This window comes from Pseudochelatococcus contaminans (genome assembly GCF_014195635.1).
Lineage (GTDB): Bacteria > Pseudomonadota > Alphaproteobacteria > Rhizobiales > Beijerinckiaceae > Pseudochelatococcus > Pseudochelatococcus contaminans.
This window is the reverse complement of record NZ_JACICC010000001.1, coordinates 717,838-743,158: the sequence shown is the minus strand read 5'-3', so window position 1 is coordinate 743,158 and position 25,321 is coordinate 717,838. Positions and strand designations below refer to the sequence as shown.

The following is a 25,321-nucleotide window of genomic DNA, read 5'->3' as shown; positions in this document are numbered from 1 at the left end:
TCGCATCACTCATGATGTCTCCGTCATCGGTCGGCAATTCTTCGGTCAGCGGCGTGCGGGGCAATAACGCCGATCTTGCACGCCATACCCGCACGTCACTGGGGCGATGCGAATACTGAAATACAGCATGAACACATAATCATTCTACAAAATCTATATGTCAACTATGATTCTAAAATGCATGACACTTTCATGCTTGATGAGGCTCGACTGCTCATTGGGAGCGCGCACTCGCGGGCCGGGAGAGTCCGAGATGATCGCGTAGTGTCGAGCCCGCATATTCGTGGCGGAAAATCCCCTTACGCCGCAGGATCGGAACAACATGGTCGACGAATGCTTCAAGACCGGACGGCTCGACGTCAGGCATCAGGTTGAAGCCATCGACCGCGCCGGCCGAAAACCATTCGTCAATGGTATCGGCCAGTTGCTCCGGGCTGCCGACGACAAGACGATGCCATGACTGCACACGGTCGAGAATTTGCCGCGCGGTGAGCGACTCGCGCCGGGCTATCCGCAGCACGATTTCACGCGCGCCCTGCGAATGCGGAGACAGTTCAGCCGTGTCGAGCAGCTCTTGTGGCAGCGGCTTATCCCACGCCAGCTCCGCAACATCCACGCCAAGCTGGCGCGCAAGGGCGCCGAGGCGGCGATCGCCCGCAAGATCGTTCAACACGCGCGCCCGCTCTCGCGCTTCCGCTTCCGTGCCGCCGAGGATGAACGACAGGCCCGGCATGACACGTATTGCGTCGGCGGGCCGGCCATATGCCTGCGTCCGCCGCCGCAGGTCCGCGGTAAATTCGAGCGCGTGATCGAGCGTGCCGAGCGACGCGAACACCCCATCGGCATGACGGGCCGCCAGATCCAGCCCCCAGGCGGAACCGCCTGCCTGAAACAGCACGGCCTGCCCCTGCGGCGAGCGCGGTAAATTGAGCGGGCCCTTGACGGAGAAATAGCGGCCTTGATGGTCGATGGGATTGACGGAACCGGGGCGCGTGAATTGCCCGCTCGTCTGGTCGGCAACGAAAGCGTCGTCGTCCCAACTGTCCCACAGCGCGCGGACGACATCGACGAATTCCACCGCCTGAGCATAGCGCTCTTCCCGGTCGGCGCGTGGCTTGCCGCCGAAATTCTCGCTGGTCGCCGCATCCCATGTCGTCACCACATTCCACGCGGCACGGCCACCGCTGAGGTGATCGAGCGATGCGATCCGCCGCGCGAGACTGAACGGATTGTCAATCGTGGTGGAGACGGTCGGGATGAGCCCGATGTGAGTTGTCAGCCCGGCAAGCACCGACAGCAGAATCACAGGATCGAACGAATTGACCGGCCCGATGACCTGCCGCGTGGGGCTGAGCGGAATATTGACACCGTCTGCAAGAAAGATCGCGTCAAACGTTCCCCGCTCCGCAACCTCCGCAATATGCCGCCACTGCGACAGCTTGACGTAACCCAGCGGATCGGTGCCCGGAAACTGCCACGCAGCCGGATGCATGCCTGCCGCCAGCACGTTCAGGCCCAGATGCAGTTGTCGTTTGCTGGCATTGCTCATGTCGTCCGCCCCTTGCCTGCCGCCCCGGCGAGATGCCGGTTCAGCCGGATTTAGCCACCTTTATGGGGTTGTGTACAACATATTTTGATTTAAAATATCATATTTATAGAATAATGGTTCGGCAGCACGAACATCCGGAGCTTTTTCCTTATGACCGACATCCTCACCTCCGCCAGAGAAACGATATCCCGGGACACATCATTCCAGTCCACGGCGTCCCGCCTGTCAGCCTTGCAGCCGCTTTTCGACGAGATCGCCGCCGACAGCGCGACGCGTGACGGTGAGCGCGTCCATCCGCTGGACGTGCTGGACAAACTGCGTGAAGCGCGATTCGGCGCGATTCGCTTTCCTGTCGAGGACGGTGGCTATGGCGCGTCATGGCGGGAGACGCTCGGGGCGATTGTCAAACTCGGCGAGGCGGATTCGAGTGTCGCGCACGTGTTCCGCAACCACCTGCTCGTGTCCGAGCGCTTCATAACGGGCCGCGAGCCGGGCTATAATCCGAAATGGCGCGAGGCCGTGTTGCGGGGCGAGATCATCGCGCTTGCAACAACGGAACTCGACCGCAAGCAGACCGGCGGCAAGGGCGGGCTAAAGACTCTGCTCACACCCGATGGCGACGGCTTTCTTCTCAACGGCACCAAGTTCTACAGCACCGGCACTCTCTATGCGGAATGGACGCTCGTGCGTGCGACTGGCCCGGGCGAGGAAGATCTGTCCGTCATCATCCCCGCCGACCGCGAGGGCGTGGAACGTGTCGACGATTGGGACGGCATCGGCCAGAAGGTCACCGGCAGCGGCACCACCAACTTGCACAACGTGCGGGTGGCGGCGGATGAGATCATTCGCGACGATCGCCCTTACGTGCAACCCTTCTCCAGCACCATCGCCCAGATCGTGCTGACGGCAGTGAACGCGGGCATTCTGCGTGCCGTGCTGCGCGACTCGCGGGCGCTGGTTCTTGGCCGCACGCGCAACTTCTATTTCGCGCCTGCGCCCGTGGCGGCCGACGACCCGCTGCTGCAGCAAACAATCGGCCGCATCGCCAGCGAGGTTTTCGCGGCGGATCATATCATTGCGGCAACGGGAGACGTATTCGACATCTACGCAAGAGCGCGCGATGCCGGCGCGGACGACGAAACCCTCATCAGGCTGGCCCACGACGCATCAGTGGCCGCGGCGAAGGCGAAGGTCATCATCGACGAGTTCGCCTTGCGCTCCGCAAACGCCGCGTTCGAGGTCGGCGGCGCGACTGCCGCGACATTGCGCAAGAACCTTGACCGCCACTGGCGCAACGCCCGCACGCTTTCGTCCCACAATCCGTCAGCCTACAAGGCGCAGCTTCTGGGCGCGTATGATCTCAACGGCACAACGCTGCCGACGCTGGGCTTTTTCTAAAGCCACTTACGCTCAAGCTGCTCTATAGCTTTGAACACAAGTTGTGGTGACATACAGCTTCCCGGCTTTTCATTGAGAGGCCGGGAAGCTTTTTTTATGGATTGCAGGTTACTCAAAAACATTTGCGTTCAGGCCGGTGATCGGCCTGAACGCATGCTTTTGCCGATATCGGCGGTTCAGTCGTTGTAGTTGTTGGCGGCACTGAGCGAGGCGATGAACTTCTTGGTTCTCTCCTGCTGGGGCGATGCGAATATCTCTCGCGGCTCGCCGCTTTCAACGATCAGCCCGCCATCAAGAAACAGCACCTTGTTCGCCACCCGCGATGCAAGGCGAAGATCGTGTGTCGCCATGACCATCGTCGTGTTTTCGCGCGCCAGTTGGCTCAGAACGTCGACGACCTCCTCCGCCAGTTCGGGATCGAGCGCGGATGTCGGCTCGTCGCACAGCAACACGCGCGGCGAAGGAGCAAGCGCTCTCGCGATGGCAACCCGCTGCTGCTGCCCGCCGGACAAGGTCGCCGGCCATGCATCAGCCTTATGCGCCATGCCGACCTTTTCGAGCAGCTCGATGGCGCGCTTTCTGGCCTTGTCGGCAGGCCATTTCAGAACCGTCACCAGCCCTTCCATGACATTGCCGATTGCCGTTCGGTGCGGGAAGAGCTGAAAGCTCTGGAACACCATGCCCGTCTGACGCCGCAGACTCTGGATGGACTTCCAGCCGAGCTTCCTGTCTGGCGTCAGCTCGATCTCCTCGCTGCCGACGCGGATCTTGCCGAAGGTCGGCGTTTCCAGCAGGTTGATACAGCGCAGCAGCGTGCTCTTGCCGCCGCCGGAGGGGCCGACCAGCGCCGTAACGGTGCTCTCGGGCAGAAGAACACTGATATCCCGAAGAACGATATTATCGCCAAATCGCTTCTCGATGTGAGTCAGCTCGATCATTTGCTTGCCTCCAGGAACCCGCCATATCTTGCAAAGCGCTTCTCAAGCCGCGCCTGCAACACCGTCAGCACCGAACTCAGCGCCAGATAGACGAGCGCGGCCAGAATGTAGAGAATGAGCGGCTCATAGGTTGTCGCCACTATTCGCTGCGCCGTCTGGAAAAGTTCAGGCAGCGTGATCGCCGCGGCAAGCGACGTATCCTTCACCAGCGAGATGAACGTGTTGGACAATGGCGGCACGGCCACCCGCGCAGCCTGCGGCAGAATGGTGCGCGTGACCGTTTGCGACCACGACATGCCGATGGAGTAAGATGCCTCCCACTGCCCTCTCGGAACGGAGGAGATCGCCGCGCGAATGATCTCTGACGTATACGCGCCGATATTGAGCGTGAAGCCGATCAGCGCCGCCGGGAAAGCGTCGAGCAGAACGCCAATGCTCGGCAGGCCGTAGAATATCACGAAGAGCTGCACGAGCAGTGGTGTTCCACGGATCACCCATACGTAAACACCTGCAATCGCAGCCAAAGGCCGCGGTGCGAAAAGACGCAGCAAGGCTGTGACCAGGCCCAAAAGAAGGCCGAAGGTGAACGCCAGCAGCGTCAGGGGAATGGTGAACTTGAGACCTGCCCAAAGCAGCGCGGGCAGCGAATCCAGCATCAGTTGGAGCCAGTGTGGCACGGGTGTCACTCATGCTTTGATAGTGGAAGGGGATGTCCGGCATCGTTCACCGAACGCACGGATGCGGCCTTGTCGACGCAAAAAGGGCGGGCGGGAACCGCTCGCCCTGAAAACGCGAATTCAAGCTGGACAATGGAGATACGCAGAGAGGAAAGGTGCGGGGCTTCTCCACGTTTCTGAAGAAAAACAGCCCGTTTTTCTGTCGTTAAGTGCATTTTTGCCCATCGGATGCTTTCAGCCGATGGGCAATGCTTTAGCTGGATACGTCTTCGCCGAAGTACTTTTCGGAAATGGCCTTGTAGGTGCCGTCAGCCTTGATTTCCGCCAGCGCTTTGTTGATAGCGGCGAGAAGCTCGGGCTGGCCCTTGCGAAGAATGATCCCGGAATATTCGGGATTGCCAAACTGCGCTACGACCTTGACGTTGGCACCCGGCTTTTGCTTGTTGAAGTCAAGAAAAGACAGGCGGTCATTCAAAGTGGCATCGGCACGGCCTGTCAGAACGAGCTCGATCGACTGGTCGAAGCCATCCGTACCGATGATCTGGGCACCAGCATTCTGCGCTATCTTGCCGTAGTTGCTCGTCAGGGATTGTGCTGCCTTCTTGCCCTTGAGATCTTCAAATGTCTTGATGCTGTCGTTGTCGCCGCGCACGATCAAGGAGGCTCTTGAAGCAATATAGGGCTCCGAGAAGTCATATTTCTGCTTGCGCTCCGGCGTAATACCGACCTGATTGATGACGACATTATAGCGGTTTGCATCAAGCCCGGCGATCAGACCATCCCATTTGCCTTCGAGGAACTCGGCTTTGAGACCCAGCTTCTGGGCAATAGCCTGACCGATTTCAACATCAAAGCCAACGAGCTTGCCGCTCTGGTCGTGAAACGTGAAGGGCGCGTAGGTTCCCTCGGTTCCGATTTTCAGCACACCGGCCTTTTCGATGGCGTCCCAGCCGGTCTGGGCATGGGCGGGAATGAACGCAGCAGCTTGTAAAACCACGGCAGCGGCAATTGTTTTGAGCCAGTTCACGTCACAACTCCTTGCTAACGAATAAATTACATAAATTCTATAGATATTATTGAAATTAGTCAACGACGAACGAGTGCATGCAGCCGGATAGACCACCAATGCTTGTCCTGAAATTTTTGTGTATTTTATAGCGACATTATTCGCAGGATCTCACATGCATCATTTATGCGAGATCTACTACAATCGCTTTTGCATGATATTTTGCCGCTCTGAGGCAATTTTAAAAAAATGAATATTTTTGTATGCAAAAAATATATATCGTATTTTTGCATATTTTGTTTTTTCTGAGTTTTTATATTTTACGACAATCATCACTGCTACGCTTAAACTTCGAAAGCATGGATTCCGGTCCATCAGCCGGTATTGCCGGCCGGGTTTTGCAGCCGTTCGGCCAGATAGTCGACGAGCGCGATAACACGCCGCGCCGGACGACGTCCGGGCGGATGAACGGCATAGAGATTGGTTTGGGCGATCGCAAACGCATCGAGGACCGCTTCGAGACGACCGGAGGCGAGGTCTTCCTCGATATCGAGACCGACCTTCTTGATGACGCCTGCTCCGCCGATGGCCCAATTGCGCAGCGCGCCGCCATCGTTCGTGCTGCGGTCGCCACTGATGCGCACGCTGAATTCGGCGCCTTTTTCCTGAAAGCGCCACGACATCATCGGCGCACCCGGACGCGCAAGCGCCATACAATTATGCGCTGCCAGATCGCGCGGGTGCGCGGGCCGCCCCATACGCTCCCAATACGATGGAGCCGCGCAAATCCGCCGCCTGTCACGAACCAGCAATCGGGAAACCATCGAAGTTTCGCGCAGCACGCCGATGCGAAGGCCCAGATCGTACCCCTCCTCCGCGAGATCGAGAACCGCATCAGTAAGCATCAACGCCACCCGCACACCGGGATGAGCATGCATAAAAGCGTCGATGAGCGGCACGAGGCGGCTGCGGCCGAAATCGTTCGTCGCGGTGACACTGATTTCGCCCTCAATCTGCCCACTGTCGGCAAGCCCCGTCATCACATCATCGAGATCACCCAGGATGCGCCTGCAATCGATCAGGAAGCGCTCCCCCTCCGGTGTGAACGATAAACGTCGGGTCGTGCGGGTGATGAGCCGCGCGCCCACGCGCTCCTCAAGCCGTTGCAGGCCAAGCGTTACCGTCGAAGGAGAGAGAGCCTGCGCCCGCGCCACAGCAGACAGACTGCCATGATCGGCAATGGCGACATAGAGGCGCAACAGGTCGAGTTGATCCATTTTTCGATAATTCCGAAAGGTGGGTTATTTTGATCGATAATTATCCATCAAAAATGCAATGGTAAAGTGCCAATCTCACAGCGCACAGGCCACAGTGCACGGGTAAAGCGGCTCGCCAAACGCCGCTTATGCCGCCAGATACGGAGACACGACGATGACCGCCAGTCCCGCACCTTTCGCTGCGCACCCCCTTCCCCGTAGAGGCATAACCCGGCGCACCATGCGCCTGCTTGCCGGTGCTGCTCTTGCCATGCCGCTCTCGTTTGCGGCTCTGTCAAATGCCTCGGCACAGCTTGTCCCGCCGGATTTCTCAACCCTACGCCCCGCAAAAGCGCCGACGGCTGCGAATGCGCCAGTGTCGGTGAAAGCGCAGGCGGACATGATTGCGATCCCGGCGGGCACTTATCCCATCGGCAGGGACGATGCCGCAGCGGATCAGAAGCCGGCTCATGCCGTCGCCCTCAAGGCTTTCCGCGTCGACCGCACGGAGGTGACGAACGCGGCCTTCGCGGAATATCTGAACCTCCTCGGATTGCGGGTCAGCGGGCCGTTTGCGGGCGGCAAGTTGGCTGAAAATGCCGGCGAGGATGCAACGCTTTTGCGCGAACAGCGCTGGGGCGTTCACAATCAATATCCCATCATCGCGCTTAACGATGAGAACGCGCGCATCGGCCATGATGGAAACCGCTTCGTATCGGCAGCGGGTTTTGAGGATCACCCTGTGGCCGAAACGACCTGGGCCGGCGCACGCGCTTACTGCAACTGGCGCGGTGCTCGCCTGCCGACCGAGGCGGAATGGGAAGCGGCCGCGCGCGGCACCGATGGTCGGCGCTATCCATGGGGCAATGAACTGCCGGACGCTACCCGCGCTTATGTCAACCGCAACCCGGATGCGACCGCGCCGATCGGATCGCTGCCGGCGGGCGCATCGCCATTTGGCGCGCTGGATATGGCAGGGTCGGTGGCGGAGTGGACCTCCACGCTCAAGCGCCCCTACCCCTACAACGCCGCTGACGGGCGCGAGGCCCCCGACACGCCGGGCGAGCGTGTCACGCGCGGCGGCGACTATCAATATGACAACAATGCGGAAAAGCTTTCGGCATCTCACCGCAACGGCTTTTCCAACAAGCCTTCGCAGGGCCACCGCCAGATCGGCATTCGGTGCGCCGCCGATGCATGAGCCGGATAAAATCCGGCGCGTTTCATGACCACCCAGCCTTTTCATCCATGAGGAGAAACGACGATGATCACGCGACGCATTTTCATGACAGCACTTGCAGCAATATCGGGAATTTCCATGTCCGTTCAAACCTTCGCTCAAGAGACCTCACCCGCGCACGTCTTCAACATCCTGCCGCTCAAGCCCGGCGCTCTGGAAACTTTCCTGCCGGTGATGCAGGCCAATGCCAAGGCCAGCCGCGAGGAGCCGGGCAACATCTCCTTCGACGCATTTCAGGGTGAAGACGGCAGCGATCAGATCCTGCTGTTCGAGAGTTGGAAGGACCGCGCCGCCCACAACGCGCATCTGGAATTGCCGCACCTGAAAGCCGTCGAGACGCGCGCGGCGACCGATTTCTCCGGCACGCCCACCAGCGTATGGGTCATCGACGTTCCCGGCTTGCCGGGACATGAGCGCCCCTCAATCCCTGATGCCGGAACGACGCGCAACGTCATCGTCAGGCTGAACGTAAAGCCTGAAGCGCGCGACACGTTCATCAACGGCTTTGCCGAAGTCATTCCGCAGGCCCGCTCCGCGCCCGGCAACTATATTTTCGATCTCTATCAGGAAGCCGAAAACCCGAACGGCTTCGTGTTGCTCGAACGTTGGGAAAGTGCCGCCGCTCACGAAGCGCATCTCGGGCAGCCCTACTCGCAAAAGCTCGACGGCATCGTCCCGGACACCCTCGCCCAGCCGCCGGAACGCTACCTGCTGCGCGACGTCGCGCCCTGAGGCACCGACCGGGTCACCCCGCCCATGACATTCTTGATCGAGACAACAGAGGCCGGATTGTCATCCGGCCTCATAGGAGAATTTTTGCCGCACCTGCGCCGCGTAGGTCGCACTCCATCTTTGGTCATCATCAAGAGGGCACAGCCTTATCTGCGGGACGGCGCCGGACGCCGCCCCGCTTTTTCGAGCATTACAGGCTGTCGACCACGCCGCCATCCACACGCAGCGACGCGCCAGTGGTGGCGGAAGCCTGCTGCGAACAGGCATAGACGACCATGTTGGCGACTTCCTCGACAGTCGACGCCCGGCGGATGATCGAGGACGGGCGTTTGGCGACGACGAATTCAGCAGCAAGTTCCTCAACGGATTTCCCGGTCTTTTCAGCCTCGTCCTTCAGCGAATCCACCAGCCCGTCGGACAGTGTCGGCCCCGGCAGGACGGAGTTGACCGTTACCCCCGTGCCAGCCAGACGCTTGGCCAATCCGCGGGCGATGGACACCACGGCCGTCTTGCTGAAACCGTAATGGATCATATCAGCCGGAATGTTGAAGGCCGATTCCGAACCGATGAACACGACGCGTCCCCAGCCGTTCTTCTCCATGCCCGGCACATAGGCCCGCGACAAACGCACGCCCGACAGAACATTGATATCGAAGAAGCGCGTCCATTCCTCATCCGGCGTGTCGAAGAAATCCTGATTCTTGTAGATGCCGAGGTTGTTCACGAGGATATCGCAGGCCGGGTGAGCCGCCACCAGCGCGGCGCAGCCTTCAGCCGTTCCAAGGTCCGCGGCCAATCCGGCAAGGCTTGCACCCGGAACTTCGGCGGCAACCGCCGCGACAGCCTTGTCGACAGCCTCCTGGGTGCGCCCGTTAATAACCACCGTCGCACCGCTTTCCGCCAGTCCACGGGCGATGGCAAGGCCGATGCCTGCCGTGGAACCCGTAACGACGGCGGTTTTGCCGGAAAGATCGATCTTCATACCTCTTCTCCTTGCCTGTCACGCATTGCGGCTGTCATTCTGGATCGCCCAAGCCGTCACGGGTATGACGATCCATGCCCTCTCTGACGCTCGAAATCTTGCCGCAGCGAGGGTACGATGAAACAAATAGTGACACGCGCCGCATCGTTCCATACCGGCGGTTCATAACGGGGTTTAAGACTTCCGACATTTCGTTGAAAAGCCAATCCGCTGTATCTTTTTGCTTTAAAGCGTTTTGAATGCGCGCATCGGCATTGTATCATCAAGTTTCATGAGATTACGTCACGAGGGCGGGAACCGTCAGGAGGAATCGTGTCCGACGATGATCTGACGTCCGACCATGATCCGTCATCCGGTTCGCTGTTCGACGACACCATCGACATCGATCAGATGTTACAGGCCCTTGATCGGGATCTGGAACGGCGGCTGTCCATCGCGCGGCGGCTGGAGCCGATCCTGCGCGACATCGTGACTTACTACGGCGTGCCGTCCGAAAACTGGCATTCGTTCGGCGTCGTATTCCGCTTCGATACCAACGCGATCGGAGAAACGTCGATGGAAGTCGGCGGCATGGGGCTGCGCGCATCCGGCACGCGGGAGCGGTCCGCGGGTGCGCCCGCCACGGTCAATATTGGTCCGGGAACGCACGAAGAAAGCTGAAAACACACGGCACTTTCTTCACACAAGCGGTTTATGGCATAGTTCGTCACCAAATGGGCACGGACTGGAGAAGCGACCCTTATGGAATGGATCATTCTCGGCGGCATCGTCGTCATAGCGCTCTACGTCATCTTCATCTACAACGGCCTTGTCGCGATGCGGCAGCGGGTCAATCAGGCTTTCGGCGATATCGACGTGCAGCTCAAGCAGCGGCACGATCTCATTCCGAACCTTGTCGAGACGGTCAAGGGCTATGCCAGCCACGAAAGCGAGACGCTTGATGCCGTGGTCCGCGCCCGGCAGCAAGCCCTGAGCGCTAGCGGGCCGGATGCGCAGGCCGGCGCGGAACATGCCCTTACCGGAGCGCTGGGCCGCCTGTTCGCCCTCGCCGAATCCTATCCGGATCTGAAAGCAAGCGCCAACTTCCAGCAGTTGCAGACGGAGCTTTCCGATATCGAGAACAAGCTCGCGGCAGCGCGGCGGTTCTTCAACAACGCGGTCAGCGAATATAACGCCGCCATCGAATCGTTTCCGGCCACGCTGTTCGCCGCGCGATTCGGCTTCACGCACCGCGAGTTCTTCGACGTGGGGGAGACGGCCCGGCAGCAGCTCGACGCACCGCCGGCCGTCAAGTTCTAGTCCGGCAGCGTAACGATGGCCGCCTTCGGGCTTTACTCTCACATCCGCACCAACCGCATCCGCTCTATCCTGCTGATCGGCGGGTTGTTCTTTCTGGTTTATGTGCTGGTGTTTGCCGGTTCACTGGCTGGCGAGGCGCTGGCGGAGGATGCACCTTTCGATGTGCTGGTCAGCCGTGCGCTGGCCAATCTCGTCACGGCCATTCCGGTGGCGACGCTGGTTGCGCTGGCGTGGATCGCAATCGCCTATCTCTTCAACCGCTCCATCATCGGCGCCGTCTCCGGCGCGCGGGACGTGTCGCGGCAAGAGGCGCCTGCTCTCTATAGCCTGCTGGAAAACCTGTGCATCTCGCGCGGGCTGACAATGCCGCGGCTCGCCATCATCGAAACCGACGCGCTCAACGCCTTCGCGTCGGGCCTGCGAGAAGACCAATACACGGTGACCGTCACACGCGGACTGTTGAACGCTCTCAACCGCGACGAGCTTGAGGCCGTGCTCGCGCACGAGTTGACCCATATCCGCAATAAGGATGTGCAACTGATGGTGACGGCGATGATCATCGCCGGCGTCATTTCATTTTTCGGTGAGATCGCATTTCGCTGGCTGCGGTTTGCGCCGCTCCGCGCGTCCGGGTCGTCACGCGCCAGCAACAGGAATGGCAATAGCGGCGGTGGCGGCGCGGCCATCGCGCTGATCGTCGCCGTCGTCGTTGCAGTGGTGGCAATGGTGCTGTCGGGCGTTATTCGTTTTGCCCTGTCCCGCTCGCGTGAATACCTTGCGGACGCGGGTGCGGTGGAACTGACCAAGAATCCCGATGCCATGATCGGCGCGCTGATGAAGATCTCAGGCCGCAGCGACGTGCCGGCCATGCCGTCATCCATCATGGAAATGTGCGTGGACAACCCGCGCCAAGGTTTTCAGAGCCTGTTTTCGACCCATCCATCCATCGACAATCGTATTGATGCGCTGGTGCGCCATGCGGGCGGCAGTCCGTCTGCCCCTGTCAGGCAGGAAGAGGCGCGCCCCTTGCCTCCGCAGGACGACGCCCTACCCCGCCAGGGACCGTGGGGTCCCAGACGGGGGCCGTGGGGATAAGACCATCAACATAAGGCCGTGGTGCCGCCGCATTCAACCGTGCATGTCGAGCAGGGCCGCGCGGTTGCACAGACGCACTTTGCGTGCCGAGATGAGCGCGATGACGCCCGTGGCCTCAAGCTGCGTGAAGGTGCGTGACACGGTTTCGATCGTCAGCCCGAGATAATCCGCCATGTCCTGCCGCGACATCGGTAGCTCTATGGTGAGCGCACCTTTCTCCGCCGCGCCATCGCAGGCAAGGCGCTGCGCCATCGACAGCAGCAGGCATGCGACGCGCTCCTGCGCGCTGCGACGGCCGAGAAGCAGGTTGTGCTCCTGCGAGCGATGCAGCTCCAGCGCCGTCATATCCCACAGCGCGGACGACATGCCGCCGTCCATCTCCAGCCGGGACCGCAGCGTGCGAAGCCGCACGGCACGCAACGTGGTGCGCGAGATGGCCTCAGCGTAGTAGGCATGCCGGCTTCTCATCTCAAGCCCGACGATATCGCCGGCGACATAGAAACCATCGATCTGGCGGCGGCCGTCATTCAGGATCTTGCAGGTGCGGACCACGCCGCTCTCGACGCGGAAAACCGTGTCGACGGTCTGATCCTCTGCATAAAGCTCGCCGTTGCGGGGGATGACGACCTGCGTACCGATTTCAGCGAACAAGGCTGCGATGCGGTCTTCCGCCGACACAACCTGTTCGTGATCGGCCGGAAGCTGGCGACGAAGCGGCGCGTCCTCGCTGCCGTTCACGCCACGGGCAGGTGCCACGAGGGCGGCGCGCGGAGCAAAATCCGCATGGGGCAGTGGGTGGATATTCGTCATATCGGCGTCCTCCGTGGTCCCCTTCTCCATATCCTGTCATTATAACGGGCGAAATTCGGTCGACTGCGTAAGGGAAATCCCGTAGACCGGCAGCGAGACAGTATCGCACCTCATTTTCGGCCACAGGGCAACCCGGACGAATGCCGAACAGAGATGAGACAGCCGCCAGCCAATGCCAAGTCAATGCCAAGCCCACGCAACAAGTCAACACAAGAAGTCAACGCAACGAGTCAATGCCCAAGCTGAAGCCTGCCACCGAAACGCACGTCCGGCCCGTGAGCGCTCCCGGTGATGCCGCCAGCGAACCGCAAGAGCAGAATCGTTCACCCGCGCGGCATGGCTCGTCCTGCGTCCGGAAAGCGCTTGCCATTATGAATCTGCATCTTTTCGGCGTGACGGCAGACAGCCCGAACGCCGAGCAGAAACCGGGCGCCCTGTCGCTGCTGCTGGACTATGGAACGCCCGTGGTGCTGGTGGGTCTGGTCGCCGCGCTCGCCCATTCCTTCGGGCTGGGGACGAAGCCCGCGCTGATGATGCCGATGATGGCGCTGGTGGTGCTGATTTCCTCCGGGCGCGGTCTGTGGCCGGGGATAACCGCGACGACCCTCGCGCTGACGACATCCTGGCTGATGCGCCGCCACCTGCCGACCGAGGCGCAGGTGGACATCGCGGGCGCCATCGCCTTCGCGCTTCTGGGCTTTGGCATGGCCTATCACGGCGAGCGCCTTCGCCACCATCGCCGCAACGCCGCCGCCGAAGCCATGGCTGCAACGCGCGACCTGAGAATCCGCGAGGCGCACCTGCAATCCATCCTCGATACGGTGCCCGACGCAATGGTCGTCATCGACCGCACCCGCCGCATCCATTCGTTCTCGCTCGCCGCCGAGCGGCTGTTTGGCTACACGGCCAGCGAGGTGACGGGGCGGAACGTCAACATCCTGATGCCGTCTCCCTACCGGGAGGATCATGACGGCTACATTGAGCGTTACCTGCGAACCGGCGAGAAACACATCATCGGGCTGGGCCGCGTCGTGATCGGCCAGCGCAAGGATGGATCGACGTTTCCCATGCAGCTCAGCGTGGGCGAAACCACGGGAACGGGCGAGACATTCTTCACCGGATTCATCCGCGACCTCACCGAGCGACAGTTGACCGAAGCTCGCCTCCAGGACATGCAGGCAGAGCTGGTTCACATCTCGCGCCTCACCGCCATGGGCGAGATGGCCTCGGCGCTGGCGCATGAGTTGAACCAGCCGCTGACCGCCATTGCCAATTATCTGCGCGGCCTGCGCCGCCTGCTGGAAGCGCAGGCCGGCCCGCAAAATGAACAGGTTCTGGGCGCGCTCGCAAAGGCGTCCGATCAGGCGCTTCGGGCAGGACAGATCATCCGCCGGCTGCGCGAGTTCGTCACGCGCGGGGAGAGTGAGCGGCGGGTGGAGAACCTCACCAAGATCATCGAGGAAGCCAGCGCGCTGGCTCTTGTCGGCGCGCGGGAATACGGCGCGCGCGTGACTTACGATCTCGACCCCGAAGCGACATGGGTGCTGGCGGACAAGGTGCAGATTCAGCAGGTTCTGGTCAACCTGCTGCGCAATGCGCTTGAGGCGGTTCAGGATGCGCCGGTGCGCAATATCGCGGTGACGACGAAACATCTCGACGACACCACCATGATGGTCAGCGTGTCGGACACCGGCCCCGGCTTGGCCGACGAGGTGGCGCAAAAGCTGTTCCAGCCCTTCATCACGACAAAACAGCATGGTATGGGTGTTGGTTTATCGATTTCGCGCACCATCGTCGAATCCCACGGTGGTCAGATTTCCGCGGAGTCGTCGCCCGGCAGCGGCACGACTTTCCATTTCACCCTGCGTCGTGCGACGATAGAGGAGAGGGCAGACGATGCATAGCGGACCCGTGCATGTCATTGACGATGATGAATCCGTCCGCGATTCCCTGTCCTTTCTGCTGGGTGGCATGAACCTCACCGTGCTCACCTATTCGTCGGCCGAGACCTTTCTGGAGCAACGGCCATGGGGCCTTGGCGGGTGCATCGTGTCGGACGTGCGAATGCCCGGCATGAGCGGCATCGACCTGCTGCGCACCCTCAAGGAAAGAGGCATCGGCCTGCCACTGATCGTCATCACCGGCAACGCCGACATTCCGCTGGCGGTGGAGGCAATGAAAGCCGGGGCCAGCGATTTTCTCGAAAAACCCTTCGATGACGAGGTGCTGCTCGCGGCCATCGAAAAAGCGCTCGGCACGCACCCGAAAACCTCCCATGTCAACGCGGACACAATCGAGGTGAACCAGCGGCTGCAATCCCTCACCACCCGCGAGCGGGAGGTGCTGGACTGCCTGGTGACCGGGCTTTCGAACAAGAACATCGCGTCGGAACTGGGCATCAGCCCGCGCACGGTGGAAGTGCATCGCGCGCATGTAATGACCAAGATGAACGCGACAAGTCTGTCGCATCTCATCCGCATGGCGCTTGTCGGCGGTATCGATATCCGCAACCGCGCCATCCTGTGACGCCTGGAGTCGCAGTTGATGAAGGTCAAGGCGCACCGCCGCCGAATATGCCGGAATACCATCGTCGCCAGCGTGAGAAATTTGTCTCGGTCCGGCGGCCCCGGAGGGCAGTCACATGTCAGATCCGACTGGCGGATAAAGCATTGTGGCGTTCATCGAAATGCCAGATTGCCTTGTCTTTTTGATCGAACACGTTTTCTCATCGATTAAATGATTCCATTTAATCGGAAAGCGCTCCAGAGTAGCGGTGGCAGCGGTGAATGGTCCCGGCGCAGTTTCTGATGAAGGCGACCCTGATGCCATTGGCAAAGGGGGCGGCAGAGGCGAAGTGAAGAGCGACGGCATCTGCCGATGCGCCTCCAAGAACCGGCTCGTGCTGGTGATCGACGACGATCCCGCCGTGCTTGGATCGTTGAAATTCTCACTTGAGATCGAAGGCTTTTCGGTGCGCTGCTACGACAGCCCAGCGGCGTTTCTGGCCGCCAGCGACCTGCCGCTGCGCGCCTGCCTCATCGTCGACCACAAGCTGCCCGGCATGAATGGCCTCGATCTGCTTTACCTGCTGCCGAGAGAGCATCGCGCGATCATGCCGGCCATCCTAATCACCAGCTACCCCAGCGCGTCACTGCGCAGCCGGGCGGATGCAGCGGGCGTCCGGATCGTGGAAAAACCGTTCCTCAGCAACGCCCTCAGCGAGGCCATCTGTCAGGTCATGTCCGCCACGACCTGACAGACCCCGCTGCTATTACAACTTGTGACGCAGTGGCATGAGGCCGCGCACGATCGTATGATCCTCGACGCCGCGCACGCCGGGAATGCGCTCTGCCGCTACGCGCAACGCCGCCCTCTCCGCCTCGGAGCCGACGCTGCCCCACAGATGAACGATGCCGTTGACCACGACGATCGAGTTCTCGAATCGCCGACCCCACGGCTGCGCGGCCAGTTCGTCCTGCAAGGACTTGCGGATGACGCGATCATCTTCAGCCGACTGCGCGTTGTCATGCAGCGAGGATGCAAAGGCGCGCACGAGATCGCTGCGGCTGATGATGCCCGCAAGCTTGCCGTCTTCCAGCACCAGAACGCTATGGATGTTGTGGTTTTCCAGCACGTTGACGATTTCGACCAGCTCCGTGTCGGGCGTAACGTGCGGCAGGCCGGTGCGCATGGCATCGCCGGCCTTTTGCGCACGCGAGCGCACATAATCTTCCTGCAAGGCCGTGTCGCTGGTGAAGAATTCAGCCAGCCGCGACAACCGGCGCTGCGTGCCGGTTTCGACACGCCGCAGGAAGTCATCCTCGGAGACGATTCCGGCCACGGCCCCGTCGCCGTCGAGAACCGGCAGAGAGCCGACACGGTGCCGCACGAGCAGATCGGCTACCTCCGGCAACGGCGTTTCAACGTCAACGGTGATGACGTTCGATGTCAGAATATCCCGGGCTTTCATCGACCCCTCCCTCTTGCTTGGCGAAGCTGTTGCGGCGAAGCCTTGGCGGCAAGGCTTCTGCACACAGTCGCCATGGCTCGGCACGATACATCATTCGCATGACGTACAGGATTCCCATAATGCATCCTTCCATTCATCGCTGGATAATGCACCATCAAAACGGGGACTATACAATCTGACAACCACAGTGCCCGGTCTGCTGCCGGAGGGGGTGTTGGACGGGGTGCGCGCTCAACCCATTCCCGCTGTCATCGCAGCCGCGCTACTGAGCCTGCTACTTGCGCCACAGCCCGCCTATGTGTGGCCGATCCTGTTCGATATTGGGACAGGTGCGGGCATGATCATGGGGCACCGGCATTCATCGGCATGCGCACGGGCGGTCGCGTGATTCTTGATTCGGCATAGAATTAAGGGTTCTGAAATTTCAACGGACCAAGGATTGCGGTGCATCGAATATGCACACTTATATATCAATATTCCAAAACTTATATAATTAAAACTTATTTTTACTATTGCAGCCACTTTCATGAATATACTTTCAAATAATATTTTATATTTTCCTGATACCAATCAAAGCAAGGGTATGACAGCGCCTATCAGGCAGCGACATTATCCACTTTTTTAGAATTAATAAAGCATTATCTCAATACACGAGCTATAATAACGCTTTGAATGGCAAAGAAACAAAGTCATCATGTTGCTGAATAAGCACATTGATATGCGAATACATTCTTATAATGTGTGATATCCCCTCAATTGAATTGCGGCCCAGCGTGCATTGCGTCATGCAGATTGATCAGATACAGCGACGCAAGCGCTCATAACGGATTCATGGCAATTTCCTGCTGGTCCGTTTTCCAGCTCAAGGCACAGGGCATTGAACGAACTGCACTTGCGCGGCAACTGTTTCGGCAGATGGCGGGGAATACGGTATGATATTGCATCGATTCAGAGGAATATTGCTCGGAAGCGCGAGCATTGCTTCGTTAGCTTTTCTGGTTGCCACACAAGGTTACGCGCAGGAAAACGATGCCGGCGCAGTAACGTTCGAGCTGCCGGAAATCACCGTCACCGGCGAGAAAATCGAGCGCAGTCTGCAACGCACCGCCAGCTCCGTCACGGTTCTCACGGCGCAGGACATCGCGCGCAGGCCCGGCGCGGATTCAGTATCCGAAGCCATTCGCGGCGTTCCAAACGTGGTGTATCCGGATTCTGTCAGCGCGCCTGTCATTCGTGGACAGGATACGCAAGGCCCGAATACAGGCGCAACGGCCTTCTTCGCCGGCACGGTGCCGCGCGCCACGATCAATCTCGATGGCCACTACCTGAACTACAATGAGTTCTACTTCGGCTCGACCTCTGTCTGGGATGTCAGCAGCATCGAGGTCTTCCGCGGCCCGCAGACAACGTCTCAGGGCGCAAATGCCATCGCCGGTGCGATTATCGTCAACACCAAAGATCCGACCTTTACACCGGAAGCGGCCTATCAGGCGGAATTTGGCAGTTATTCAAGCAAGCGCGCGTCTTTCATGATCTCTGGCCCGCTCGTCAAGGATGAATTGGCGGCCCGTCTGGCGATCGACTACTCCGGGCGCGATACGTTTATCGATTACATCAATCCAAGTTTCCGCCTCGGCGACACCAATCTGGACTTTAGAGCGGCCAGCGCGCGCTTCAAGTTGCTTTGGAAGCCATCAGCTATCCCCGGTCTCGAAACAAAGTTTACTTACTCATATAACTCCACGAACCGCCCCAGCCAGGAGGCGGCGACCCGGCCGTTCAGCAATCTCAACAGCAACGCTGCAACGATGCCGACTTGGGCGCAGGATACGAATACTGGTATCCTCGACATCAGCTATGACTTCTCGAACGGTTTCAAGTTCTTCAACCAGGCGCAGTATACGGACTCGACCGTTCATCGCACGGCCAACGTGCGCGGCAACGGCGATGCAGATATCGATCAGTGGAATGCATCGAACGAAGCGCGCATTACTTATGGCAGCGAAGGCGACAAGCTGAGCGGCTTCGCCGGCTTCTTCTACGCTCACACCAGCACGGACGAAGACCTTTATCTCAATGGCACGTCGACCTTCGACGATACCAAGAGAAATCTCGGCGTCTTCGGTGAGTTGAGCTACCGGCTGACTGACAAGTGGACCTTCACCGGCGGCCTGCGCTACCAGCAGGACCAGATCGAGCGTCTTGGAACATCAGTCTACACACGCACGCCGGTTGATTACGACAAGACGTTTTCGGCCTTCCTGCCCAAGGTGTCGCTGTCCTACGATATCACGCCGGACTGGACTGTTGGCGGTCTCGTCAGCCGTGGCTATAATCCGGGCGGCGTGTCACTCAACATCAGCTCCGGCAGGTGGGTTAACTTCAAGGATGAAACGCTCTGGAACTACGAGCTGTTCACGCGCACGAGCCTGCTTGATAACAAGCTCAATCTAAATGGAAACGTATTCTATACGGATTTCAAGAACGCCCAGTACAATATTCCGGTCGTCATTTCGCCCGGCGTCACGCAGTCGTACACGATCAACGCTGAAAGCGCCTACTCGTATGGCCTTGAAGTCGGGCTGGATTACCGGCTGCTCGACAGTGTCACCGTGCGCGCCAGCGCCGGGCTTCTCAAGACCAAGATCGACGAAGTTTCCAGCAACTCCGAGTATAACGGCAACAAGTTCCCCAAGGCTCCGGGCTACATGTTCACGGTCGGCGCGAGCTGGGACGTGACGGACAAGTTCAACGTGTCCGGCGAAGTACGCCATCTCGACGGTTACTATTCGAACGTCGCCAATACGCCGGAATATAAGGTCAAGGGCTATACAATCGCCGATGCCAAGGCCAGCTATACATTCCACGAAAGCTTGCAGCTTTATGGTTACGTGCGCAACATCTTCGACGAGCGCACGCCGACTTACATTCAGCAGAATCGCAGCGTGACCGGCGGCATCGAAGCCAGCATGACCATGCCGCGTACGTTCGGCGTCGGCGTGAAAGGCACATTCTAACGTCCGGCAGGTCAGTATGGGAAACCCTGTTGACCCCGCCGCACGCCGATCGCACAATCGTCCATCGCGCTGGCTCTCACCGGCGCGATGGTTGTTTGCCGGATAAATCAGGCTGAAGCGCTTCCGCAATCCCCTTCCCCACGCAGGCTCACATGACCACGACAGACCGACAGATCCTCCGCCAGCCGCTGACCTCAGACGTGGTGGAATTGGCCTACAGCGCCCGTCAGGATGCCTTGTTCGTCAGCGCTCCCGACTGGGAAGACGAGACGAGATCGCGTGTCCTGCGGCTCGACCCCGAAACGCTCGCAGTTACCGCGACCATTCCCTTACCCAGCAAAGGATTTGGCGTCGTTCTGGATGATGAGGCCGCGCGGCTCTATCTGACGCAGGGTTTTGATGGCGCGATTGCAGTTGTCGATGTGGAGCGCAATGCGCTTGAAACACGCATCCCCATCGTGGAAAAAACGAACATGGAAGCGCTTTATCGGGCGCTCAACCCCACACCCGAACAACTTGGCTTCGCTCTCGATATGCTGAAACGCTTCGGGATCGTCAACGACTATCCCTACAGGCTGCGAGAACTGGCCGTTGACAGCGGCAAGGGGCGCCTGTTCGCACCAGGCCTTGGCCTCGGGCTGGAGAGCGTGCTTTTTGTAATCGACACACGGCAAAACCAGCTTGAAAAAACGATTCCGGGCTTTGGCTACAACGCCGTAGGCATTGCGCTGGACGAGGTGCGGCACAGAGTATTCGTCTCCAACATGCAGGGCCAGTTGATTGTCGTGGACACACAGACGCTGGAAATTTTGCATACGTTAGAGATCGAGGCCGACCAACTGCTCAATCTGGTCTATGACGCTGCGACCAACCGCCTGTTCGGTGTGGATCAAGGCATTGATCGGGATCGGTGGCGGGATATGCATCTGGGCAAAAGTTATGAGCGCCGCAGCGCCGGGCATCGCGTGTTCGTGCTGGATGCCGATACAGGTAAAACGCTGGCCGAGATGCCGACCGACGAGGTGCCGATCGGTCTGCGCTACGATGGCGAACGCCAGCGGCTCTACGTCACGAACCGGGGCGGCATACGGGTCGATGCCGGTGCGGGCACACTCACCATTTATGATACAGCCGGCTATACATTGCTGGAAACAATCAGCCTGCCGCCCCATCCCAACAGCATGGCGCTCGGTGCCGGTGGAGAGGCGCTTTTCGTCACCGTCAAGAACGATGGCGACAGCAAGAAAGCCGGCAAACAGGAAAGCGTTGCGCGCATCGATTTGCGTTGACGGGGCGAGAGGATGGAAACCTTTACGCCAGGCTCAACGGGCGCCGAACCTGCCACGCGGCACGATCAGCGGCGTGCCGGAGACAGGGTCGTCAATAACGACGCAGGGCAGCGAGAAAACCTGTTCCACAAGCTCAGCATTCACGATGGCGGCAGGTTCTCCCTCCGCCACGACAGCCCCATCCCGCATGGCGATGATATGCGACGCATAACGGCATGCCTGATTGAGATCGTGCAGCACGGCGACGATGGTGCGTCCTTCGGCATTGAGTTCTGCCAGCAGCTCCAGCAGATCGATCTGATGGGTGATATCGAGGAAGGTCGTCGGTTCGTCGAGCAGCAGGATCGGCGTTTCCTGCGCCAGAACCATGGCGATCCACACGCGCTGGCGCTGGCCTCCGGAAAGCTCGTCCACCGTTCTGGCCGCCAATGCATCGACCCGGGTCGCGGCCATGGCCGCGGCGACCGCCGTTTCGTCAGCCGGCGACCACTGCCGCAGGAACGACTGGTGCGGATATCGCCCGCGCGCAACGAGATCGGCCACCGTGATGCCATCCGGCGCGATGGAGCTTTGCGGCAGCAGTCCAAGACGGCGGGCCACCTCTTTGGCCGGCAAATCACTGATGCTGCGGCCATCGAGAACAACCCGCCCCTCCGCCGGGGTCAGCAGGCGCGACAAGGTGCGCAGCAGCGTGGACTTGCCGCAGGCATTTGGCCCGACGATGGCGGTAAAGGACCCATCCGGAATGGCAATCGACAGATTTTGCGAAATCGTCCGCTCGCCATAGCGAAGCGTGACCGTGTCGGCGTGCAGGCGGTGGGACATACCAGTCTTTCCCCGATGAGGCGTGCTGTTCACCTGTATTGCATCGCAAAATGCGTTCCGCAACATGGATGCATGACAGATGTTTGCCGGACAAGACATTCAGGCGGGCGTATCGACCGCAGCGAGGAACGATGATGATCCCACACAACTTCCGCCGCACCGTTCTCACTCTGGCGGCGACACTGGTTCTGGCTGCCCAGCAGGCGCCAGCATACGCTGCCGAGGACGGCTGGCCCCGCCAGGTGACGCATGAAGCGGGCACGCTCACGGTGGAGAAAAAGCCGCAACGCGTGGTATCGACGACCCCGAGCGTGACCGGCGTCCTGCTGGCCATCGACGCACCCGTGATAGCCAGCGCCGCCACGACGCCGGGATCGCTGACGGATGCGAAAGGCTTCTTCTCGCAATGGGCTGGCGTGGCAGACGAGCGCGGCGTGGAGGTTCTCTATCCTCGCCTTGCGTTCGACATCGAGGCCATCATTGGCCGAGACCCAGATCTGGTCATCTCATCCGCCACCGGGGCGGACGCAACGGCCCAGCATCATGCCGAACTCACGGCGCAGGGGCTGCCGACGATCGTCGTCAATTATTCGAACCACAGTTGGCAGGAACTGGCGACAAACCTCGGCAAGGCTCTCGGCCTCGAAACCGAGGCGGCCGCTGCAATCGCGCGCTTCGACGCATATGCCGCCGAAACCGCCGCTGCCATCACCCCGCCGGAAGGCAAGGCCACCATCGTTGCCTACAATGTCGGCGGCAGCTATTCCATCGGGCGGCCATCGAGTCCGCAGGCACAAGTCCTGACCTCTTTGGGGTTTGACATGGTGGGCCTGCCGCCTGCCCTTGCGTCGCAGGTGACGCGGTCTTCGGATTTCGATTTCATTTCGCGGGAGAACCTTTCATCCGCCATCATCGGGGATACGGTATTCCTGCTCAACGGCACGCGGGCCGATGTCGACGCCTTTCTTGCAGACCCGGTGCTGGCCAATCTGCCGGCGGTCGTCAACAAACGTGTTTATCCGCTCGGACCGACATCGTTCCGCATCGATTATTATTCCGGCCGCCAGATGATCGACACCGTCGCGCGGAATTTCCGCCGGTCATGACGCGTCGCCGCCAGTTGCGCCTCCGCGGCCTGCTGGGCGGCGCGGCAGTTCTTGTCGCTGTGGCATTGCTGAGCCTCGTCGTCGGCTCACGGCCGATTCCTGTCGCCGACGCGTTGCGGGCGCTGTGGTTTTTCGACGCGCGCGAGGATACGCATCTCATCGTCCGCGAGCTGCGCGTGCCACGCACCATCATCGCCATCCTATCCGGGCTTGCGCTCGGTGTAGCAGGAGCGATCATGCAGGCTGTGACGCGGAATCCGCTGGCGGAGCCCGGTTTGCTCGGCGTCAACGCAGGCGCGGCTGTGGCGGTGGTCATCGGAGTGGCGATCTTCGATGTCTCATCCATGGGGCAGTACGTGTGGTTCTCCATCGCGGGCGCAGGTGTGGCCGGCGTGGCGGTGTTCGTGCTGGGCCAGGCTCATGAAACCGGCACAAACCCCGTGCGGCTCGTGCTGGCGGGCGCGGGCCTGTCCATCATGCTGGGGTCGATCACCGGCATCGTCATTCTGAATGCGCCGCTTGCCATTTTCGACAGCTTCCGCAACTGGGCCGCCGGGTCTGTCGACGGGCGGGGCCTTGATGTCGCGAAGGTGCTGGCGCTGGCGGTTCTGGTTGGGCTGGTGTTGGCGTTCGCCATTGCCGGCAAGTTGAACGCGCTGGCGATGGGTGAGGATCTTGGCCGGGCGCTGGGCGTGGATGTGCGCATGACGTGGTTTCTCGCCTGCCTCTCCGTCATGGTGCTGGCCGGGGCAGCGACTGCGGGAGCCGGCCCCATCGCCTTCGTGGGTCTTGTCGCACCGCATGTGGCGCGCGCGGCGGCAGGGCCGGATTACCGCTGGATCCTTCCCTATGCGGGCATAGCGGCTGCAGTCTTGTTGCTGTCGGCGGATGTGATTGGCCGCGTCATTGCCATGCCGGCGGAAGTCGCTGCCGGCATCGTCGCGTCACTCATCGGCGGGCCGTTCTTCATTGTCATCGTGCGCCGTTTCCGGTTGATGAAGCTATGACACCAACCGCCAGATCGCTGCGTATCGGGCCTTTATCGCTGCTATGGCGGCCGCGAGCCGCTATTGTCTGCGTCCTCCTGGCGCTGATGGGCCTGCTATTGGCCGTCGTCCTGCTTGGCACGGGCACATTGTCCTTCACCCCCGCGGAGGTCATCGCCAGTCTGTTTGGCATCGGCGATAACGCCATGGCAGACCGCATCGTCGGGCGCATCCGCCTGCCACGCATGCTCACAGCGGTTTTTGTCGGCGCGTCGCTGGGCATGGCGGGCTCGATCTTCCAGTCGATTTCGCGAAACGCACTTGGATCGCCCGATATTATCGGCTTTACCACCGGAGCCGCGACAGGAGCCATCGCCCAGATCATCCTGTACAACGCCGGGCCGCTCGAAACTTCTCTGGCGGCGATTGTCTCCGGCTTGTGCACGGCGGCGCTCGTGTTCCTGCTGGCTCTCAAGGGCCGCACCACCGGCGGCTACCGGCTGGTGCTGGTCGGCATCGGTGTCGGTGCCGTTCTGGCGGGTGTCAATACGGTGTTGCTGGTGATGAGCGATCTCGATCAGGCCATCTCCGCACAAATCTGGTTGGCGGGGTCGCTGAATACGCGCACGTGGGCGCACGCGATTCCGGCCATATGCGGGTTCTGCATCATCGTGCCCGTCACGCTGCTTTACGGCAAACGCGTCACGCTGCTGGAGATGGGCGATGACGCGGCCAGCCAACTCGGCGTTTCGGTGGAGCGCACGCGGCTCGTCATGGTGCTGGCGGCAGTCGGGCTAACAGCCGTCGCCACCGCAGCAGCCGGCCCCATCGCCTTCATCGCGCTCGCAGGGCCGCAGATTGCCCGGCGCCTGACATCCTCTCCCGACATGCCACTGGTGTCGTCGGCACTGATGGGAGCCGTATTGCTGCTCACGGCAGATCTCGTCAGCCAACGTTTCCCGTTCGACATCAACCTTCCCATCGGGCTGACCACCGGCATGCTGGGCGGTTTTTACTTGCTGTGGCTGCTGACAAGAAGCCGGAAAGTCTGACCGTCGCAGCCGGCTGCGCATCGAGCATATCTCGCGTGATACAACAGTACACACGCCCACTGATGCTGTGTCTGGCAAACACCTCCATGTCGCC

General features: G+C 60.4%; 23 protein-coding genes. 14 read left to right on the top strand and 9 right to left on the bottom strand.

The window, feature by feature from the left end:
* Positions 1-214: 214 nt before the first annotated feature.
* Positions 215-1,549, bottom strand: a complete 1,335-nt coding sequence (locus tag FHS81_RS03155) for an LLM class flavin-dependent oxidoreductase (RefSeq protein ID WP_183750547.1) — start codon at positions 1,547-1,549, stop codon at positions 215-217.
* A 150-nt stretch (positions 1,550-1,699) separates the two neighbouring features.
* Here FHS81_RS03155 and FHS81_RS03150 point away from each other — a divergent pair, with 150 nt between their 5' ends.
* Positions 1,700-2,947, top strand: coding sequence for an acyl-CoA dehydrogenase family protein (locus FHS81_RS03150; protein WP_183750546.1), 1,248 nt, complete (start codon positions 1,700-1,702; stop codon positions 2,945-2,947).
* Between the two features lie 176 nt (positions 2,948-3,123).
* On the opposite strand, the gene FHS81_RS03145 is transcribed toward FHS81_RS03150, so the two are convergent.
* The 4 genes from FHS81_RS03145 to FHS81_RS03130 form a co-directional block, all read right to left on the bottom strand.
* The gene (locus tag FHS81_RS03145; RefSeq protein WP_183750545.1) at positions 3,124-3,885 is read right to left on the bottom strand and encodes an amino acid ABC transporter ATP-binding protein; all 762 of its coding nucleotides are present in this window, start codon (positions 3,883-3,885) and stop codon (positions 3,124-3,126) included.
* Positions 3,882-4,562, bottom strand: a complete 681-nt coding sequence (locus FHS81_RS03140; RefSeq protein WP_183750777.1) for an ABC transporter permease subunit — start codon at positions 4,560-4,562, stop codon at positions 3,882-3,884. Before FHS81_RS03140 ends, FHS81_RS03145 begins: the two co-directional genes overlap by 4 nt.
* 253 nt (positions 4,563-4,815) lie before the next feature.
* Positions 4,816-5,589 (bottom strand): transporter substrate-binding domain-containing protein, encoded by a 774-nt coding sequence (locus tag FHS81_RS03135; RefSeq protein WP_183750776.1) that lies wholly within the window; start codon positions 5,587-5,589, stop codon positions 4,816-4,818.
* A gap of 353 nt (positions 5,590-5,942) precedes the next feature.
* Positions 5,943-6,845, bottom strand: coding sequence for a LysR family transcriptional regulator (locus FHS81_RS03130; protein WP_183750544.1), 903 nt, complete (start codon positions 6,843-6,845; stop codon positions 5,943-5,945).
* A 154-nt stretch (positions 6,846-6,999) separates the two neighbouring features.
* Between FHS81_RS03130 and FHS81_RS03125 the strand changes: the two genes are divergently transcribed.
* Positions 7,000-8,025, top strand: a complete 1,026-nt coding sequence (locus FHS81_RS03125; protein WP_183750543.1) for a formylglycine-generating enzyme family protein — start codon at positions 7,000-7,002, stop codon at positions 8,023-8,025.
* A gap of 117 nt (positions 8,026-8,142) precedes the next feature.
* Positions 8,143-8,796: a putative quinol monooxygenase gene (locus tag FHS81_RS03120; RefSeq protein ID WP_210281504.1), complete on the top strand. Its 654-nt coding sequence runs from the start codon at positions 8,143-8,145 to the stop codon at positions 8,794-8,796.
* A 190-nt stretch (positions 8,797-8,986) separates the two neighbouring features.
* Here the strand turns inward: FHS81_RS03120 and FHS81_RS03115 are convergent, their stop codons facing one another.
* Positions 8,987-9,778: an SDR family NAD(P)-dependent oxidoreductase gene (locus tag FHS81_RS03115; protein WP_183750541.1), complete on the bottom strand. Its 792-nt coding sequence runs from the start codon at positions 9,776-9,778 to the stop codon at positions 8,987-8,989.
* Positions 9,779-10,090: 312 nt separating this feature from the next.
* On the opposite strand from FHS81_RS03115, the gene FHS81_RS03110 reads away from it, so the two are divergent.
* The 3 genes from FHS81_RS03110 to FHS81_RS03100 all read left to right on the top strand — a co-directional run bounded on the left by FHS81_RS03110 (position 10,091) and on the right by FHS81_RS03100 (position 12,172).
* The gene (locus FHS81_RS03110; protein WP_183750540.1) at positions 10,091-10,438 is read left to right on the top strand and encodes a hypothetical protein; all 348 of its coding nucleotides are present in this window, start codon (positions 10,091-10,093) and stop codon (positions 10,436-10,438) included.
* Between the two features lie 81 nt (positions 10,439-10,519).
* Positions 10,520-11,077 (top strand): LemA family protein, encoded by a 558-nt coding sequence (locus FHS81_RS03105; RefSeq protein WP_183750539.1) that lies wholly within the window; start codon positions 10,520-10,522, stop codon positions 11,075-11,077.
* A gap of 15 nt (positions 11,078-11,092) precedes the next feature.
* Entirely contained in the window at positions 11,093-12,172 is a 1,080-nt protein-coding gene (locus FHS81_RS03100; protein ID WP_183750538.1) for a M48 family metallopeptidase, read from the top strand.
* Positions 12,173-12,205: 33 nt separating this feature from the next.
* On the opposite strand, the gene FHS81_RS03095 is transcribed toward FHS81_RS03100, so the two are convergent.
* Positions 12,206-12,982, bottom strand: coding sequence for a helix-turn-helix domain-containing protein (locus FHS81_RS03095; protein WP_183750537.1), 777 nt, complete (start codon positions 12,980-12,982; stop codon positions 12,206-12,208).
* A 233-nt stretch (positions 12,983-13,215) separates the two neighbouring features.
* Here FHS81_RS03095 and FHS81_RS03090 point away from each other — a divergent pair, with 233 nt between their 5' ends.
* The 3 genes from FHS81_RS03090 to FHS81_RS03080 all read left to right on the top strand — a co-directional run bounded on the left by FHS81_RS03090 (position 13,216) and on the right by FHS81_RS03080 (position 16,238).
* Positions 13,216-14,886, top strand: a complete 1,671-nt coding sequence (locus tag FHS81_RS03090) for a sensor histidine kinase (RefSeq protein WP_246374434.1) — start codon at positions 13,216-13,218, stop codon at positions 14,884-14,886.
* Positions 14,879-15,508 (top strand): response regulator FixJ, encoded by a 630-nt coding sequence (gene fixJ / locus FHS81_RS03085; protein ID WP_183750536.1) that lies wholly within the window; start codon positions 14,879-14,881, stop codon positions 15,506-15,508. The genes FHS81_RS03090 and fixJ overlap by 8 nt, the downstream gene beginning before the upstream one ends.
* A 256-nt stretch (positions 15,509-15,764) precedes the next feature.
* Complete coding sequence (locus FHS81_RS03080; RefSeq protein ID WP_210281503.1) at positions 15,765-16,238, top strand: response regulator transcription factor; 474 nt, start codon at positions 15,765-15,767, stop codon at positions 16,236-16,238.
* A gap of 15 nt (positions 16,239-16,253) precedes the next feature.
* Here the strand turns inward: FHS81_RS03080 and FHS81_RS03075 are convergent, their stop codons facing one another.
* Positions 16,254-16,952 carry a CBS domain-containing protein gene (locus tag FHS81_RS03075; RefSeq protein WP_183750534.1) on the bottom strand — a complete coding sequence of 233 codons (699 nt, stop codon included), beginning with the start codon at positions 16,950-16,952 and terminating at the stop codon, positions 16,254-16,256.
* 932 nt (positions 16,953-17,884) lie between these two features.
* On the opposite strand from FHS81_RS03075, the gene FHS81_RS03070 reads away from it, so the two are divergent.
* Positions 17,885-19,969 (top strand): TonB-dependent receptor, encoded by a 2,085-nt coding sequence (locus FHS81_RS03070; protein ID WP_183750533.1) that lies wholly within the window; start codon positions 17,885-17,887, stop codon positions 19,967-19,969.
* A gap of 152 nt (positions 19,970-20,121) precedes the next feature.
* The gene (locus FHS81_RS03065) at positions 20,122-21,258 is read left to right on the top strand and encodes a YncE family protein (protein ID WP_183750532.1); all 1,137 of its coding nucleotides are present in this window, start codon (positions 20,122-20,124) and stop codon (positions 21,256-21,258) included.
* 33 nt (positions 21,259-21,291) lie between these two features.
* On the opposite strand, the gene FHS81_RS03060 is transcribed toward FHS81_RS03065, so the two are convergent.
* The gene (locus FHS81_RS03060; protein ID WP_183750531.1) at positions 21,292-22,083 is read right to left on the bottom strand and encodes an ABC transporter ATP-binding protein; all 792 of its coding nucleotides are present in this window, start codon (positions 22,081-22,083) and stop codon (positions 21,292-21,294) included.
* A 131-nt stretch (positions 22,084-22,214) separates the two neighbouring features.
* Here FHS81_RS03060 and fepB point away from each other — a divergent pair, with 131 nt between their 5' ends.
* The 3 genes from fepB to FHS81_RS03045 are packed head-to-tail and all read left to right on the top strand — an operon-like array spanning position 22,215 to position 25,227.
* The gene (fepB, locus tag FHS81_RS03055) at positions 22,215-23,189 is read left to right on the top strand and encodes a Fe2+-enterobactin ABC transporter substrate-binding protein (RefSeq protein WP_246374431.1); all 975 of its coding nucleotides are present in this window, start codon (positions 22,215-22,217) and stop codon (positions 23,187-23,189) included.
* Positions 23,186-24,196 carry a FecCD family ABC transporter permease gene (locus FHS81_RS03050; protein WP_183750530.1) on the top strand — a complete coding sequence of 337 codons (1,011 nt, stop codon included), beginning with the start codon at positions 23,186-23,188 and terminating at the stop codon, positions 24,194-24,196. The genes fepB and FHS81_RS03050 overlap by 4 nt, the downstream gene beginning before the upstream one ends.
* Entirely contained in the window at positions 24,193-25,227 is a 1,035-nt protein-coding gene (locus FHS81_RS03045) for a FecCD family ABC transporter permease (RefSeq protein WP_183750529.1), read from the top strand. The genes FHS81_RS03050 and FHS81_RS03045 overlap by 4 nt, the downstream gene beginning before the upstream one ends.
* The last annotated feature ends 94 nt before the right edge of the window (positions 25,228-25,321 follow it).

Excerpts from the sequence above, each read along its gene's own strand:
- FHS81_RS03065 (WP_183750532.1), top strand. The coding sequence starts at position 20,122 with ATGACCACGACAGACCGACAGATCCTCCGCCAGCCGCTGACCTCAGAC.
- FHS81_RS03120 (WP_210281504.1), top strand. The coding sequence starts at position 8,143 with ATGTCCGTTCAAACCTTCGCTCAAGAGACCTCACCCGCGCACGTCTTC.
- FHS81_RS03060 (WP_183750531.1), bottom strand. The coding sequence starts at position 22,083 with ATGTCCCACCGCCTGCACGCCGACACGGTCACGCTTCGCTATGGCGAG.
- FHS81_RS03075 (WP_183750534.1), bottom strand. The coding sequence starts at position 16,952 with ATGAAAGCCCGGGATATTCTGACATCGAACGTCATCACCGTTGACGTT.
- FHS81_RS03090 (WP_246374434.1), top strand. The coding sequence starts at position 13,216 with ATGCCCAAGCTGAAGCCTGCCACCGAAACGCACGTCCGGCCCGTGAGC.
- FHS81_RS03115 (WP_183750541.1), bottom strand. The coding sequence starts at position 9,778 with ATGAAGATCGATCTTTCCGGCAAAACCGCCGTCGTTACGGGTTCCACG.
- FHS81_RS03145 (WP_183750545.1), bottom strand. The coding sequence starts at position 3,885 with ATGATCGAGCTGACTCACATCGAGAAGCGATTTGGCGATAATATCGTT.
- FHS81_RS03125 (WP_183750543.1), top strand. The coding sequence starts at position 7,000 with ATGACCGCCAGTCCCGCACCTTTCGCTGCGCACCCCCTTCCCCGTAGA.
- FHS81_RS03130 (WP_183750544.1), bottom strand. The coding sequence starts at position 6,845 with ATGGATCAACTCGACCTGTTGCGCCTCTATGTCGCCATTGCCGATCAT.
- FHS81_RS03100 (WP_183750538.1), top strand. The coding sequence starts at position 11,093 with ATGGCCGCCTTCGGGCTTTACTCTCACATCCGCACCAACCGCATCCGC.
- FHS81_RS03105 (WP_183750539.1), top strand. The coding sequence starts at position 10,520 with ATGGAATGGATCATTCTCGGCGGCATCGTCGTCATAGCGCTCTACGTC.
- fepB (WP_246374431.1), top strand. The coding sequence starts at position 22,215 with ATGATGATCCCACACAACTTCCGCCGCACCGTTCTCACTCTGGCGGCG.
- FHS81_RS03045 (WP_183750529.1), top strand. The coding sequence starts at position 24,193 with ATGACACCAACCGCCAGATCGCTGCGTATCGGGCCTTTATCGCTGCTA.
- FHS81_RS03070 (WP_183750533.1), top strand. The coding sequence starts at position 17,885 with ATGATATTGCATCGATTCAGAGGAATATTGCTCGGAAGCGCGAGCATT.
- FHS81_RS03155 (WP_183750547.1), bottom strand. The coding sequence starts at position 1,549 with ATGAGCAATGCCAGCAAACGACAACTGCATCTGGGCCTGAACGTGCTG.
- FHS81_RS03050 (WP_183750530.1), top strand. The coding sequence starts at position 23,186 with ATGACGCGTCGCCGCCAGTTGCGCCTCCGCGGCCTGCTGGGCGGCGCG.
- FHS81_RS03150 (WP_183750546.1), top strand. The coding sequence starts at position 1,700 with ATGACCGACATCCTCACCTCCGCCAGAGAAACGATATCCCGGGACACA.
- fixJ (WP_183750536.1), top strand. The coding sequence starts at position 14,879 with ATGCATAGCGGACCCGTGCATGTCATTGACGATGATGAATCCGTCCGC.
- FHS81_RS03095 (WP_183750537.1), bottom strand. The coding sequence starts at position 12,982 with ATGACGAATATCCACCCACTGCCCCATGCGGATTTTGCTCCGCGCGCC.